The following is a 15090-nucleotide window of genomic DNA, read 5'->3' as shown; positions in this document are numbered from 1 at the left end:
ATGGCCCTAATGCTCTACCGCCTCGGCAAGTTCTCCTACCGCCACCGCTGGCTGGTCATCTCACTGTGGCTGGCCGTTATGGTGGCCGTCGGTGGCGCGGCTGCTGCCTTCCACGGCACCCTGTCCAACAACTTCCAGATCCCGGGCACAGAAACCCAGCAGATGGCGGACAAGCTCAAGCAGGAGCTCCCCTCGTCCTCCGGCGGCTCCGCCAGCGTGGTCTTCGAAGCCAACGACGCCCAGTTCAGCCAGGCCGGCCAGGAAGCGGTCAAGGCAGCGCTGACCAAGCTCAAGACCCTTCCTGACGTCCAGGGGACGGTGGATCCGTTCGCCACCCAGGCGCAGCTGGACAAGGCCGCCGCAGACCTGGCCGCCGGGCAGGCCCAGTCCGCTGCCGGCAAGGCCCGGCTGGAGACGGCTGCCGCCGAACTCGCCGCCGGAAAGGCCCAGCTGGACGGTGCCGAACAGCAGATGGCAGCCGCCGGCCTGCCGCCCGCTGCGATCGAGGCACAGCTCGGCCAGCAGAAGGCAGCCCTGGCCGAAGGTCAGGCAAAGCTCGACGCCGGCACGAAGGACCTGGCGGCCGGCGAGGCAAAGCTGGCCCTTGGCGCCCGCCAGCTGGAGGCCTCGGAGGGCCTCCGCTTCGTGTCCGAGGACGGCAAGGCCGCGATCGCGCAGGTCCAGTTCAAGACCTCCATCAACGGGCTCGACCCCGAGGTCCGCCAGGAAGTCCAGGACATCGTCAAGGAGGTTTCCGCCGCCAACGTGACCGCCCTGCCAAGCAAGGAAATCAGCGAGGACATCTCCGAGCTCTTTGGCACCGCCGAGATTCTCGGCATCGCGGTGGCAGCACTGGTCCTGATCATCATGCTCGGAACCCTGATCGCCGCCGGACTTCCCCTGCTGATGGCCGTCGTCGGCGTCGCCGTCGGCGTGGGCGCCACCTTCGCCCTGAGCGGCGCCGTGGACATGAGCTCCATCTCCCCGATGCTGGCGCTGATGCTCGGCCTCGCCGTGGGCATTGATTACTCGCTGTTTATCGTCAACCGGCACCGCGGCCAGCTGCTCTCCGGCATGGACCCCGAGGAGTCTGTGGCGCTGGCCACCGGCACGTCCGGCAATGCCGTGCTTTTCGCCGGCCTGACCGTCATCATCGCCCTCGCGGCCCTCGTTGTCCCGGGCCTTCCCTTCCTGGCGGTCATGGGCCTCTCCGCGGCCGCCACGGTGGCCGTCGCCGTCGTCGTCGCCCTGACCCTGACGCCGGCTGTGCTCTCCCTCGTGGGCCGGAAACTGATCTCCAAGCGGGCCTGGGCAAAGGCGGAGCAGCACAACGCCGCTCCCGGCCACGAAACCGAGGACCGCGCCAAGGACGAATACCGCAGCAGCCACGGCTGGGGCGGGGTCGTCACCAGCCACCCGTGGCTGGCCCTGCTGGCCGGGGTGGTGCTGCTGGGCGTCGTGGCGCTGCCCGCCAGCCAGCTCCGGCTCGCCCTGCCGGACGCCAGCTCCGAGCCGGTCGCCTCGCAGGCCTTCAAGGCCTACGACGTCACCAAGCGGAGCTTCGGCGAGGGCATGACCGGCCCGATCATTGTGGTCGGTGACCTCCCGGAGGGGCTGAGCGAAGCCGAGGCGCAGGCCAGACAGTTCGACGTCGCGGACATCCTGCGCGAAACCGAGAATGTCAGCGCAGCCGTGCCGCTGGCTCTGAGCGAGGACCGCCGCACCGCGGTGTTCCAGGTCATCCCGAACGAAGGCCCGGCCAGCGCCAGCACCGTCCAGGTGGTCTCCGAGCTCCGCGCCGAAAAGGGCCAGATCAAGGACACCACCGGCGTGAGCATCGGGCTCACCGGACAGACCGCCGGCAACGTCGATGTGTCCACCAAGCTCGGCGACGCGCTGCCTCCCTACCTGGCCATTGTGGTGGGCCTCTCGCTGATCCTGCTGCTGCTCGTGTTCCGCTCCATCTGGGTGCCGCTGCTGGCCACCGGCGGGTTCCTGCTCTCGCTCGCCGCCGCGTTCGGTGCCGTCGTCGCGGTCTACCAGTGGGGCTGGCTGGGGGCCATCTTCGGCGTCGAGAACCCGGGCGCCGTGCTGAGCTTCCTGCCGATCATCCTGATCGGGGTACTGTTCGGCCTGGCCATGGACTACCAGGTGTTCATCGCCTCCGGAATGCGCGAGTCCTACATGCACGGCGAATCGGCCAAGCACGCGGTCCGCTCCGGCTTCAGCCACGCCGCCGCGGTGGTCACCGCGGCCGCGATCATCATGGTCAGCGTGTTCTCGGGCTTCATCTTCTCGCACCTGAACATGGTCCGGCCGCTCGGCTTCGCGATGGCCTTCGGTGTGCTGATTGACGCGTTCGTGGTCCGTATGACGATTGTTCCGGCCGTGATGTACCTGCTGGGTGAGAAGGCCTGGTGGCTGCCGCGCTGGCTGGACCGCATCCTGCCGGACGTGGACGTTGAAGGCGCCAAGCTGCGCAAGCCTGCGGCCGCCGTCCCGGGCCCCGTGGCGGAACCCGCCGAGGCTACCGCCCGGTAGCCGACACCGGCTGCCAACCAGGGTTCGACCAGCCGCCCGCCGATCACTTTTTGGTCGGCGGGCGGCTTTGTTGTGGTCACGTTCGGCAAGACTGGCGTCCGGGCGCGACAGCCGGCAGGCGGCAGCGCACCGCGGGTGTTTGTTCAGGCTGCGAATTTGCCCTGCCTGCGGGTGCAGAGAAGATCCTTGGCTCTTTGGCGGCGTTGGCGGCGGCTGCTGGGGCTCTTTGCCGCGGCCAGGTCCGGCTCCGATTCACGGACCGTGGCTCCTGGCAGGGGCGGGGCGGTGGATCCGTAGGTGTGGCCGGTGGGGGTGGTGACGCCGAGGGAGTGGCGGGGTCCGGGGCGTGGCCGCGAGGACCATCCGGGGGTTTCTTTGGTGTGGTTGCAGGCTTCGCAGAGCCCGGCCCCGTTGCCCTGGGTCGTCGGTCCGTCATGGTGCCAGGGGATGATGTGGTCGAAATGTCTGATGGGGGCGTCGCAGTAGGGGGTGCGGCAGGTGTCGTCGCGGGCGGTGAGGAAGCGGCGGAGTCCGGCCGGGAAGAGCCGGGCGCGGGAGTCCATCGCGGTGAGCTCGCCGGTGCCGGGGGCGGTGTAGAGCCGGCGCAGCCAGACGTTCATGCCCTTGTCCCCGGCCGTGACCCCGGCCCCGGCTCCCGTGACCGTTCCCTTCGTGCCCCGTCCTGCTGTGCCAGCTCCCGCCGCGTCCTTGCCGGCGTTTGTGAGCATGCCGCGGGACCAGCCGGCGGGGATGATGCCGTAGCCCGGGAGCCGGGCGGGTTCGCTGTCGCCCTGGAAGAGTGTGCGGTCGGTCATGACGAGCTGGATCTCGATCCCGCTGATCCCGCCGGGGGTCCCGGTGGTGCGTTCGACCAGGGTGTCGGCCATGAGCTGCCCGCGGGTCCGGGGGTCCCCGGCGGCCCGCAGGGTGTCGGCCTGCCGGGTGAGGCTGGCGTAGACGGCGACACCGGCGGCGACGGGGAGCAGGGCGGTGAGATAGCACATGGTGTCCGGGGCCGGGCGGAGACTGACGTGCCGTTCGGTCTGGGCGTGGCTGGCGCGCTGGGTGACGGAGCGCGGGTCCCGGCGGTATGCTGCGGCGCGGGCGGCGGCGATGATCTTCCGGTCCCCGGCACCGTCGAAGGTCCCGGTGTCGGCGGCGAGCTCTTCGTCGACGACGGCCCGTTCCTCTGCGGAGAGGCCGGCGGTTTCCCGCACCAAGAGGGTGGCGCGCCATTCGTTGAGCTGCCCGGACTCCAGAGCCGCGAGGCTGTGGGGCATTTCGGTGACCAGTGCCTTCGCCAGGCCGAGGAGCCGGCCGCCGCGGGCCGGGGATTCCCGCCTCGCCAGGGCGATCTGCGCCGCAACCCCGGCGCCCAGCTCCGCGGCCGGCATCCCAAGCTCCCGCTGCTCACGTCGCTGGATCAGATCGAAGGCGACGGACAGACGGGCCTGACGGGCAGCCAGGGCAGATTTTCGGTCTTCCAGGCCTCGGATTTCAGCAATCAAGTGCGCGCCGTGCAGCTCAGGCCCGCCGCCGCACAGCGCTATGCCTGCATCTTCGGGTGGCGGCCTCTTCCCGCAACTAAAGGCGCAGTTGCACCCCACTGCTGCCAGAGCCCCCGCGGCTGACTGAGTACCGTCCATAGCTCAAGTGTCCCGGAGGGCTATGAAATTATTGAGGGCCAACAGAAGCCGGTCAACGGCTTCGGAGGCCATGGGGGTGGTCCCCACATCGGACGCAGATGTCGGCACACGGCTAAGGACCGCCGCCACTTCCAGTCGGGTCCTGACAGTGGCCAACGCGGAGCCCAGCTCCTCCAACCGGTGCCAGGCTTCAATCTGTCCTGCGCTGCTCTCGGGCAAAGTAACCTCCTCAAGCGCGCGGCCGCACATCGCTATCACGCAGCGGAGTATGTCTTCCGGTCCTTGGTTCCTGTCCATGAACCAACTTTCCCGTCGACCTCTGACAAAAAAGGGCACGGCGACGACGGCCCCAGGAACTAGGCTGGAGCAGTGACCCGCCTCATTCTTGCCTCCCAGTCCCCCGCCCGCACCAAGCTGCTGACCGATGCCGGCATCCGGCACGAGATCCTCGTCTCCGATGTGGACGAGGACGCCGTCCAGGCCCGCTACGGCGTGACGGACCCGCACGACACAGCCCTGTTGCTGGCCCGGGCCAAGGCCGAGGCCGTCGCCTCGCTGCCCGACGCGGACGGCGCCCTGGTGATCGGCTGCGATTCCGTCTTTGAGTTCGACGGCGAGGCGCACGGGAAGCCGTACACCGCCGAGGTCGCCAGGGAGCGGATGCTCCGGATGAGCGGCAGCAAAGGCGTGCTGCACACCGGCCACTGGCTGGTCGACTGCCGCGACACCGAGGACACCGACGAAACCGGGACGGCCGGTTCCGGCGCGACCCTCGGGCACGTCACCTCCGCCGAGGTCCACTTCATGGAGATGAGCGCCGAGGAGATCGACGCCTACATCGCCACCGGGGAGCCGCTGCAGTGCGCCGGCTCCTTCACCATCGACGGCTACGGCGGGGCCTTCATCCGCAAGGTCGACGGCGACCCGCACGCCGTCGTCGGGCTGTCCATTTCCACCCTCCGCGGGCTGCTGGGCCAGGCGCAGGTGGGCATCACCGAACTCTGGACCACCGGTGCCGCGGATCCCGCCCTGCTCCGGGCGGAGTGAGCTAATTCGCAGACCTTTGTAGCAACCCTACAAAGGCTGGGCGCTTTACGCGCGGAATCCGCAAGTAATATCGGCGGAACCCACAAAACCGCGCTAGGCTCCCTGAAGGAAAGAAGGAGACGCCTTGTCAGCAAATTCGGAGCAGTCCGCAAATCCCGTGCAGCGATCAGCCCAAGAAGGCACTGCCGTAGCAACCCGCCGGATGAGCAAGGTGCTGATCGCCAACCGCGGCGAAATCGCAGTGCGCATCATCCGCGCCGCACGCGATGAAGGCCTCGCCTCCGTGGCGGTCTACGCGGACCCGGACCGTGACGCGCTGCACGTCAAGCTCGCCGATGAGGCCTACGCCCTGGGCGGCAACACCGCCGCCGAGTCCTACCTCGTGATGGACAAGCTGATCGAGGTGGCCCAGCGCTCCGGCGCCGATGCCATCCACCCCGGCTACGGCTTCCTGGCCGAGAACGCCGAATTCGCCGCCAAGGTGATCGACGCCGGCATCACCTGGATCGGCCCTTCCCCCGCCGCGATCTCCGCCCTGGGCGATAAGGTCCAGGCCCGCCACATCGCCGAAAAAGTCGGCGCACCCCAGGTTCCCGGCACCGCAGACCCGGTGGAGACCGCCGAGGAAATCCTCGAGTTCGTCGACAAGTTCGGCCTGCCGGTCGCCATCAAGGCAGCCTTCGGCGGCGGCGGACGCGGCATCAAGGTGGCCCGCACCCGCGAGGAAATCCCCGAACTGTTCGAATCCGCCGTGCGCGAAGCGGTCGCCGCCTTCGGCCGCGGCGAGTGCTTCATCGAGCGCTTTCTGGACGCCCCGCGTCACGTCGAGACCCAGTGCCTCGCCGACGCGTACGGCAACGTCGTGGTCGTCTCCACCCGCGACTGCTCGCTGCAGCGCCGCAACCAGAAGCTCGTCGAAGAAGCGCCGGCGCCGTTCCTCACCGAGGAGCAGAACCGCCGGCTCTACGAATCCTCCAAGGCCATCCTCAAGGAGGCCGGCTACCTCGGCGCCGGCACCTGCGAGTTCCTCGTGGGCCAGGACGGCACCATCTCCTTCCTTGAGGTCAACACCCGTCTCCAGGTGGAGCACTGCGTCTCCGAGGAAGTCACCGGAATCGACCTCGTCCGCGAGCAGTTCCGGCTGGCCCGCGGCGAGGAACTGGGCTACGGGGACCCCGAGGTCCGCGGCCACTCGATCGAGTTCCGCATCACCGGCGAGGACCCGGGCCGGAACTTCATGCCTGCCCCGGGCACCATCACGCGGCTGTTGAACCCCACCGGCCCCGGTGTCCGGATCGACTCCGGCGTGGAGCAGGGCGACGTCATCAGCGGCAACTTCGACTCGATGCTCTCCAAACTGATCGTCACCGGCGCCACCCGCCCGCAGGCCCTGCAGCGCGCCCGCCGCGCCCTCGAGGAGATGGTGGTCGAGGGCATCCCCACCGTCATCCCGTTCGACCTCGCCGTCGTCACCGACCCGGACTTCGCCCCCGCCGAGGGTCCGTTCAAGGTCCACACCCGCTGGATCGAGACGGCCTTTGTCAACGACATCCCCGCCTGGACGCCGACCGGCACCGACGCTGAAGCGCCCGACGCCGGCGAACGCCAGCGCGTCGTCGTCGAGGTCGGCGGCAAGCGCCTGGAGGTCGTCCTGCCGGCGTCGCTGGGCACCGGTGGCGGCGCCGGCGCCGTCAAACCGGCCAAAGCCAAGAAGCGCTCCCGCAGCGGCGGCGCCGTGGTCGCAGCCAGCGGCAACGCCCTGACCTCCCCCATGCAGGGAACCATCGTGAAGGTGGCAGTGGGCGAGGGCGACCTCGTTGCCGAGGGCGATCTTGTGGTGGTCCTGGAAGCGATGAAGATGGAGCAGCCGCTCACCGCGCACCGCGCCGGAATCGTGATCGGGCTGTCCGCCTCCGCCGGCGAGACCGTCTCCGCGGGCGCCATCATCGCCCTCATTGAGGACGAGGCCGCAGAGTAGCCGCACGAGTCCCGGGACACAGGCGCGCCTCTGGCGCCCCTGCGTTCCGCCCGTGCAGACTGGGTCTGTGAAGCCATTTCTGCTCCTCGCCTCCCGGGCCGAGGACGCCGCCGCCGAGAACGAATACGAAGCCTACCTGCGCTACGGCGGGCTCGAACCCTCGCAGCTGAAGCGCATCCGGATGGAGGCCGCCCCGCTGCCCCGGCTGGAACTCTCCGACTACTCCGGTGTGATTGTGGGCGGGAGCCCGTTCACCTCCAGCGACCCCGCCGAGCAAAAAAGCGACGTCCAGCACCGGGTGGAGCATGAGCTCGCGGCCCTGCTCGACCGGATCGTGCCGGAGGATTTCCCGTTTTTCGGCGCCTGCTACGGGGTCGGCACGCTGGGCCGGCACCAGGGCGCGGTGATCGACCGGACCTACGGCGAGGGGCTTGGCGGCGTGACCATCAAGCTGACGGAAGAAGGGCTGCTCGATCCCCTCCTGCGGGGGCTGCCGGAGAGCTTCACGGCCTTCACCGGCCACAAGGAAGCCTGCACCCTCCTCCCCGCCCACGCGGTCCTCCTGGCCAGCTCCGCTGCCTGCCCGGTGCACATGTTCCGGATCAAGACCAACCTGTATGCCACCCAGTTCCACCCCGAGCTCGATGCTCAGGGTCTGGTCACCAGGATCGATATCTACCGCCACGCCGGATACTTCCCGCCGGAATCCGCCGAAATTCTGATGGAGGACGCCCGGCGCTTCACTGCCACGGAACCGATGAAGATCCTGCGCAACTTCGTGGAGCGCTACGCCCGCTAACTCTGACCGCTGGCACTGCCCGGTCCGGGCGCTGACGCTCCTGCCCGGTTACTTTCCCGCATTCCGCTGCCGACACGGAAATGCCCGGCGTGTTCAGTGAACACGCCGGGCATTTCCTTCAGTAACCGGGCTGGAGCGTCAGCCGAAGCCGTGGGAAAAGCGTCAGGCCACGTTGTTGGTGTACTCCAGGTCGCGGGTTTCCTTGCTCACGAACAGTGCGATCAGCGTCAGCACGGACATGGAGGCGAGGTAGACGCCGACCAGCCCGGGGCTGCCCTTGCCCATTTCCCAAAGCCAGACCGCGATGAACGGTGCCACGGCGGCACCGAGGATGCTGGAGACGTTGTAGCTGATGGCCGAGCCGGTGTACCGGACGTTCGTCGGGAAGAGCTCCGGTAGCAGCGCACCCATCGGCCCGAAGGTCAGGCCCATCAGGGAGAAGCCGATGATCAGCAGGGACATCGTGCCCCAGAAACCGGCGCTGAACAGCGGGATGAAGAGCAGGCCGAACGCGAAGATGCCGAGGGTCACGGCGATCAGCATCTTGCGGCGGCCGTACTTCTCAGCCAGCGGGCCGGAGACCAGGGTGAAGATACCGAAGAACACGACGCCGGCAATCAGCATCCAGAGGAAGTCGTTGCGGGTGTAGCCCAGGCCGGGGACGAACGCGGCAGCTGCGGCCTCGGTCATCGGCTTGCCTGCCTTCTCGGCTGCAGCCTTGGCTGCGTCCAGGGTGGCGGGGCGGGTGCCGTAGGTCAGCGTGAACGTTGTCATCAGGTAGAATAGCACGTAGGTGGCGAGCATGATGAACGTGCCGAGGATCAGCTGGTTCCAGCTGGTCTTGAAGACGCGGGCCAGCGGCAGCTTGGCAACTTCTTTGGATTCCAGAACCTTGGTGAAGGCCGGGGTTTCGATCAGCTTGAGCCGGACGTAAAGGCCGATGATAACCATGACCGCGCTGAGCAGGAACGGCACACGCCAGCCCCACTCCATGAAGGCCGCCGGGGACAGTGCGTAGCTGAAGACCAGGAAGATCACGTTGGCAATGATGAAGCCGATCGGTGCACCCAGCTGCGGGAACGTGCCGTAGATGGCACGCTTGTTCGCCGGGGCGTTCTCGGTGGCCAGCAGGGCCGCGCCGCTCCATTCGCCGCCGAGGGCAAGGCCCTGGGCAAAGCGCATGACAACCAGCAGGGCCGGAGCCCAGAATTCCCAGCCCGGCACGAGGGCCGTGGGCAGGCAGCCGATGAGGAACGTGGCAATACCCATGGTCAGCAGCGATGCCACCAGGGTGCCCTTGCGGCCGAACTTGTCACCGAAGTGGCCGAAGACGATGGAGCCGAGCGGCCGTGCAATGAACGCGACGCCGAAAACGGCGAAGGAGCTCAGCAGCTGGGTGGTCTCGTTCTGGCCGGGGAAGAACAGCCGGGGGAACACGAGCACAGCCGCAGTGGCGTACACGTAGAAGTCGTAGAACTCAACGGTGGTGCCGACCAGGCTGGCGACGATGACGCGGCCGCGCGAGTTCACCGGTTGGGCGGACCCCTGCTCTGCGGAAATGGCAGTGGATGACATGTAGTAGCGCTTTCATGAAGACCGGACCGCGGCTGAAAAGCCGTCCAGATGGGGATAAGTAGGATTACATAATAGTTCCCGCAGTCCATTCGATGGACAAGCAGTCCACTATTTGGACGTTTGATTTCGTCTCACGTGGTGGTCATCACACTACGCCCCGAAGCGCCCCTCACGCCGCCACAAGCGCGCCGATAGGCAAACGTCACAGCACGTTAACAAACGGCGAGGGTCCCGGAAACGCGGATTCCCTACTTTGGAAGGACAACATCCCCAAAGGAGGTCCCCGTGACTGCTGAACGAACTGCGAGCGCCGATACCGGCGTCTCCCCCGGCGTTTCCCCCCGACTCGACGCCGGCACCACCCTCGGCGGCCCCGCCCTTGAATACCGTCCCGGCCGCTGGATCGCCAACTGGGACGCCGAGAACAAGGAACAGTGGGAGTCCCAGGGCCGCTCCATCGCCAAGCGGAACCTGAACTGGTCCATCTTCGCCGAGTTCCTGGGTTTTGTGGTCTGGCAGCTGTGGTCGATTGTGGTCGTCCAGCTGCCCGCCGCCGGCTTCACCTTCACCACCTCAGAAATCTTCTGGCTGATCTCGATGCCCAGCCTGGTCGGCGCCACCCTCCGCATCCCCTACACCTTCATGGTCCCCCGCTTCGGCGGCCGCAACTGGACCATCGTCTCGGCCCTGCTGCTGCTGATCCCCTCGATCGGACTCGCCATGTGCGTCTCCAACCCGGAGACCCCGTTCGGCACCATGCTGTTCGTGGCGGCCCTGGCGGGCTTTGGCGGCGGCAACTTCGCCAGCTCGATGGCCAACATCACCTTCTTCTACCCGGCCCGCGAAAAGGGCTGGGCGCTGGGCCTGAACGCCGCCGGCGGAAACCTCGGCGCCGCCGTCGCACAGCTTGCCGTTCCGATCGCCATCACCCTCCTGGCTGCCGGCACCGTGAACCTGCCCATGGCCGGCTGGATGTGGGTCCCGCTGATCCTGCTCGCCGCCTTCGGCGCATGGAAGTACATGGACAACCTCACCAGCGCCAAGGGCGACGTCGCCGGCTCGCTCGCCGCGCTCAAGGAACCCCACCTGTGGATCATGGCGCTGCTGTACATCGGCACCTTCGGCTCGTTCATCGGCTTCGCCGGCGTGTTCCCCAAGCTCATCAAGGACTACTTCCCGGCATTCTCCTCGATCGGCGTCGGCACCGTGGCCCTGTCCCTCGCGTTCCTGGGCCCGCTGGTCGGCTCGCTGGCCCGCCCCTACGGCGGACGCATGGCCGACCGCATGGGAGGCGCCCGGATGACCGTCGCCGCGTTCGCCGCGATGGCCGTCATCACCCTGACCATGGTCTGGACCCTGCCGCTGAAGAACTTCTGGCTCTTCCTTGGCCTGTTCCTGCTGCTCTTCACCGCCAGCGGCTTCGGCAACGGTGCCACGTACCGGATGATCCCGATCATCTTCGCCACCTCCAGCCGGGCAGCCAAGTCCGGCGCCAGCACCGTCACCACCCAGCGCCTCGCCTCCTCGGCCCTCGGCCTGATCTCGGCCATCGGCGCCTACGGCGGCTTCGTCATCCCGCAGGTGCTCAACGCCTCCAACAGCGCCAGCGGCTCCTACACCCCCGCGTTCTACGGCTTCGTCGGGGCCTACGTCCTGATGCTGGCCGTGTGCTGGTTCTGCTACATCCGCAACGCCAACCGAAACGCGATGGGACACGTCTAACATGACCAACGGCGCCGCCACGCACTGCCCCTACTGCGCCCTGCAGTGCGCCATGACGCTCACCACACCAGCGGCTCTGACCCCGGCTCCACAGCCGGGGTCAGACCCCGTGCCGGAGCAGCCGGCCGCAGCCCTCCTCGACGTGGCCGGCCGCGACTTCCCCACCAACCGCGGCGGACTCTGCCGCAAGGGCTGGACCTCCGCGTCGCTGCTGAACCACCCCGGCCGCGTCACCGAACCGCTGCTCAGGGGCGCCGACGGCGTCCACCGCCCGGTCAGCTGGGAGGAGGCCCTGGCCTCAGTCACCGAAGCGGTGAAGTCCACCCAGGCCAGCTACGGGGCGGACGCCGTCGGAGTCTTCGGCGGCGGCGGGCTGACCAACGAGAAGGCCTACCAGCTGGGCAAGTTCGCCCGGCTGGCCCTGGGCACCTCACGGATCGACTACAACGGCCGGTTCTGCATGTCCTCAGCCGCGGCCGCCGGAATGCGCGCCTTCGGCCTGGACCGCGGCCTGCCGTTCCCGCTGGCGGACCTCGATACCGCCAGCACCATCCTGATGCTCGGCTCCAACGTTGCCGAGACCATGCCGCCGTTTGTGCAGCACCTGCAGGGCGCCCGCGACGCCGGCGGCCTGATCGTGGTGGACCCCCGCCGCTCTGCCACCGCCGCGTTCACCTCCGACGGCGGCGGCCTGCACCTGCAGCCGCTGCCCGGCACCGACCTCGCGCTGCTGCTGGGCCTCTCCCACGTCGTGATCCACGAGGGCCTCACCGACGCCGGCTACATCGGCGCCCGCACCGCCGGCTACGACGCCCTGGCCCGCAGCGTCGCCTCCTACTGGCCCGAACGAGTGCAGTCCCTCACCGGCGTCCCGGCCGGACTGATCCGGGACACCGCCCGCCGGCTCGCCGACGGCTCCCGCCGGGGCGGCAGCTACATCCTCACCGGCCGCGGCGTGGAACAGCACGTCGACGGCACGGACACCGCCACCGCCGCCATCAACCTCGCCCTGCTGCTGGGCCTGCCCGGCTCCGCCCGCAGCGGCTACGGCACCCTCACCGGCCAGGGCAACGGCCAGGGCGGCCGCGAACACGGCCAGAAAGCGGACCAGCTCCCCGGCTACCGCAAGATCACCGACCCCGCCGCCCGCGCCCACATGGCCGCGGTGTGGGGCGTTCCCGAGGCGCTCATCCCCGGACCCGGCCTCCCCGCCGTCCAGCTCCTGAAGTCCCTGGGACAGCCCGACGGCGTCCGCTGCCTCTTTGTGCACGGCGCCAACGTGGCGGTCTCCGCGCCGGACGCCAACGCCGTGATCGCCGGACTGCGGAGCCTGGACTTCCTGGTGGTCTGCGACTTCTTCCTCTCCGAGACTGCCGCCGAGGCTGACCTGATCCTGCCGGTCACCCAATGGGCCGAGGAGGAAGGCACCCTGACCAATCTCGAGGGCCGGGTGCTCCGCCGCCGCCGCGCGATCGCTCCCCCGCCCGGGGTACGCAGCGAGCTGTGGATCATGACCCGGCTGGCCGAATTGCTGGACGCCCCCTCGACGTTCAGCGAGGACCCGGAGACCGTCTTCGAGGAACTCCGGCTCGCCTCCTCCGGCGGCCTGGCCGACTATGCCGGGATCGACTACGCCATGCTGGACCGCGGCGAGGCCGCCTACTGGCCCTATCCCGCCGGCAGCACCGGGACCCCGCGGCTCTTCCTGGACTCCTTCGCCCACCCGGACGGGCGGGCCGTGTTCACTCCGGTGACGCCCCGCCGTCGTGCTGCTTCTTCGGTTTCCGCCGGCGCGGCAGCCGCGGCGGACCGGGCCGGCAGGCCGATGACCCTGATCACCGGGCGGCTGATGGAGCACTACCAGTCCGGCGCCCAGACCCGCCGGGTTGCCGCCCTGGCCGCGGCCCAGCCCGAAGCGCGGCTGCAGATCCATCCGGCGGCCGCCGCCGCGCAGGGCATCGCCGAGGGCGACGTCGTCTCGATCTCCAACGGGCGCGGCGAGGTATCCTGCCGCGCCGAGTTGAGCACGGACATCCGGCCCGAAACGGTGTTCCTGCCGTTCCACTTCCCGGAGCTGGAGAGCGCCAACCGGCTCACGGAGGCGGCCACGGATCCGATCTCCGGGATGCCGGAATTCAAGTTCAGCCACGTCTGGGTCCGGCCCGGCGCTGCCACTCTCCACGCCATTGAACTGCAGAAAGAAGGTGCGTCATGACAGAGCGCATTGTTGTTGTGGGCTTCGGGCCGGTGGCCGCACGGCTGGTCGACGAGCTGCTGCCTGCAGTCCGCGGCGGGCTCGCCCACCTGACGGTGATCGGTGAGGAGGCCGAGGCCGCCTACAACCGCGTGCTCGTGGCGGACCTCGGCGTCGGCCGGACCACGGCGTCGGCCCTGGCACTGTCCGACGCCGCGGCGCTGATTGACGGCGGCGTCGACGTCCGGCTCGGCGTCCGGGTCCGCCGGGTGGACCGCGCCCGGCAACAGCTGATCCTCAGCGACGGCACCTCCCCCGGCTACGACCGGCTGGTCTTCGCCACCGGCTCCCGCCCGGTGATCCCCAACCTCACCGGGCTCAACCCGGACCCTGCCGCGCCTGTCCTGCCGCCAGGCGTGACCGCGCTTCGGGACCTGCGCGACGCGTCGGTGCTGCAGGCGGCGGTGGCCGGCGGCAAGCGCGTGGTGGTGCTGGGCGGCGGCGTGCTGGGCCTGGAGACGGCCCTCGCCGCGGCCGAGGAAGGCGCCACCGTCACCGTGGTGCACAACGGCCCGCATCCGCTGGGCCGCAACATCGACCGTGGCGGCGGCGCCGTCCTCGCGGCTTCGCTGCGGAACTGCGGCGTGCGGGTGGCCGGCAATGCCCGCTCCACCGGCGTGGAACACAACGGGCCCGACGGCGGCTTCTCGGCGCTGCTGCTCGATGACGGTTCCGCGATCGACGGTGACCTGCTGGTGCTCTCCTGCGGCGTCCGTCCCCGGACCGAACTGGCAGAGGGCTGCGGGCTTTCCACCGGCGCCGGGATCCTGGTGGACCACAAGCTCCGGGCCCACCACGAGCCGCACATCTTCGCGATCGGCGACTGCGCCGAAGTCCGCTGCCCCGATCCGGAATGCCTTCAGTGCCGGACCGCGCGTGGTCCGGCCGGGCTGGTCGGGCCGGGCTGGCGGCAGGCCGAATGGCTCGCCGGGTACCTGACGCTGCTGGCTTCCGGGGCTCCGGATGCCGAGGCACTGCTTCCCTTGCCGGCCGAACTGCCGGCCGTGGTGGTGCTCAAGGCGCGCGGCATGAACATGGCGGTGGCCGGGGACAACGACGCGGAGCCGTGGGACGAGGAAGCCCTGACCGCCGGCGCCGTGAATGGCCGGGCCAGGCTGCAGATCGCACAGTGGGCCGATCCCGAGCACGGCCGCTACGTGAAGATGACCACCCGCGCCGGGGTGCTTGAAGGCCTGGTGGCCGTGGGAATGCCCCGCACCGCGGCCGAGCTGGTGCAGCTCTTCGAGCGCGGCGCCGAACTCCCGGCGGACCGGTCACTGCTGCTGCGCCTCGACGGACCGGACCAGGCGGCATCTGCCGGGGCTACTGACCCCGAACGGACCGTATGCCGGTGTGCCGGTGTGAGCGGGATCAGGATCGCTGCTGCGGTGACCGACGGCTGCGGGACGGTGGCCGAAGTTTCAGGCGCCACCCGCGCCGGGACAGGGTGCGGCGGCTGCCATGACGACATCAAAGGGATCATCGAAAAACACTTTCAGGGGGCCGTAGCCTGACACCGGGCGGGCTT

General features: G+C 69.0%; 9 protein-coding genes. 7 read left to right on the top strand and 2 right to left on the bottom strand.

Features of this window, described 5'->3' with window-relative positions; all coding sequences use genetic code 11:
* Positions 1-2541, top strand: a complete 2541-nt coding sequence (locus tag ASPU41_RS11615; protein ID WP_069951050.1) for an MMPL family transporter — start codon at positions 1-3, stop codon at positions 2539-2541.
* Positions 2542-2684: 143 nt separating this feature from the next.
* On the opposite strand, the gene ASPU41_RS11610 is transcribed toward ASPU41_RS11615, so the two are convergent.
* Positions 2685-4187 carry an HNH endonuclease gene (locus tag ASPU41_RS11610; RefSeq protein WP_083266479.1) on the bottom strand — a complete coding sequence of 501 codons (1503 nt, stop codon included), beginning with the start codon at positions 4185-4187 and terminating at the stop codon, positions 2685-2687.
* A gap of 369 nt (positions 4188-4556) precedes the next feature.
* Between ASPU41_RS11610 and ASPU41_RS11600 the strand changes: the two genes are divergently transcribed.
* From ASPU41_RS11600 to ASPU41_RS11590, 3 genes are all read left to right on the top strand, one after another.
* Positions 4557-5234, top strand: coding sequence for a Maf family protein (locus tag ASPU41_RS11600; protein WP_069951048.1), 678 nt, complete (start codon positions 4557-4559; stop codon positions 5232-5234).
* A gap of 202 nt (positions 5235-5436) precedes the next feature.
* Positions 5437-7212 (top strand): acetyl/propionyl/methylcrotonyl-CoA carboxylase subunit alpha, encoded by a 1776-nt coding sequence (locus tag ASPU41_RS11595; protein WP_157357117.1) that lies wholly within the window; start codon positions 5437-5439, stop codon positions 7210-7212.
* A 67-nt stretch (positions 7213-7279) separates the two neighbouring features.
* Positions 7280-8011, top strand: coding sequence for a glutamine amidotransferase (locus ASPU41_RS11590; protein WP_069951047.1), 732 nt, complete (start codon positions 7280-7282; stop codon positions 8009-8011).
* A 162-nt stretch (positions 8012-8173) separates the two neighbouring features.
* Here ASPU41_RS11590 and ASPU41_RS11585 read toward each other — a convergent pair whose 3' ends face one another.
* Entirely contained in the window at positions 8174-9586 is a 1413-nt protein-coding gene (locus ASPU41_RS11585; protein WP_069951046.1) for an MFS transporter, read from the bottom strand.
* Positions 9587-9871: 285 nt separating this feature from the next.
* Here ASPU41_RS11585 and ASPU41_RS11580 point away from each other — a divergent pair, with 285 nt between their 5' ends.
* The 3 genes from ASPU41_RS11580 to ASPU41_RS11570 are packed head-to-tail and all read left to right on the top strand — an operon-like array spanning position 9872 to position 15076.
* Positions 9872-11308, top strand: coding sequence for an MFS transporter (locus ASPU41_RS11580; protein ID WP_069951045.1), 1437 nt, complete (start codon positions 9872-9874; stop codon positions 11306-11308).
* Position 11309: 1 nt separating this feature from the next.
* Positions 11310-13523 carry a molybdopterin oxidoreductase family protein gene (locus ASPU41_RS11575; protein ID WP_069951044.1) on the top strand — a complete coding sequence of 738 codons (2214 nt, stop codon included), beginning with the start codon at positions 11310-11312 and terminating at the stop codon, positions 13521-13523.
* Complete coding sequence (locus tag ASPU41_RS11570) at positions 13520-15076, top strand: FAD-dependent oxidoreductase (protein WP_069951043.1); 1557 nt, start codon at positions 13520-13522, stop codon at positions 15074-15076. Before ASPU41_RS11575 ends, ASPU41_RS11570 begins: the two co-directional genes overlap by 4 nt.
* The last annotated feature ends 14 nt before the right edge of the window (positions 15077-15090 follow it).

This window comes from Arthrobacter sp. U41 (genome assembly GCF_001750145.1).
Taxonomy (GTDB): domain Bacteria; phylum Actinomycetota; class Actinomycetes; order Actinomycetales; family Micrococcaceae; genus Arthrobacter.
This window is presented reverse-complemented; position numbering and strand designations above follow the sequence as displayed.

Excerpts from the sequence above, each read along its gene's own strand:
- ASPU41_RS11615 (WP_069951050.1), top strand. The coding sequence starts at position 1 with ATGGCCCTAATGCTCTACCGCCTCGGCAAGTTCTCCTACCGCCACCGC.
- ASPU41_RS11610 (WP_083266479.1), bottom strand. The coding sequence starts at position 4,187 with ATGGACGGTACTCAGTCAGCCGCGGGGGCTCTGGCAGCAGTGGGGTGC.
- ASPU41_RS11595 (WP_157357117.1), top strand. The coding sequence starts at position 5,437 with ATGAGCAAGGTGCTGATCGCCAACCGCGGCGAAATCGCAGTGCGCATC.
- ASPU41_RS11585 (WP_069951046.1), bottom strand. The coding sequence starts at position 9,586 with ATGTCATCCACTGCCATTTCCGCAGAGCAGGGGTCCGCCCAACCGGTG.
- ASPU41_RS11575 (WP_069951044.1), top strand. The coding sequence starts at position 11,310 with ATGACCAACGGCGCCGCCACGCACTGCCCCTACTGCGCCCTGCAGTGC.
- ASPU41_RS11570 (WP_069951043.1), top strand. The coding sequence starts at position 13,520 with ATGACAGAGCGCATTGTTGTTGTGGGCTTCGGGCCGGTGGCCGCACGG.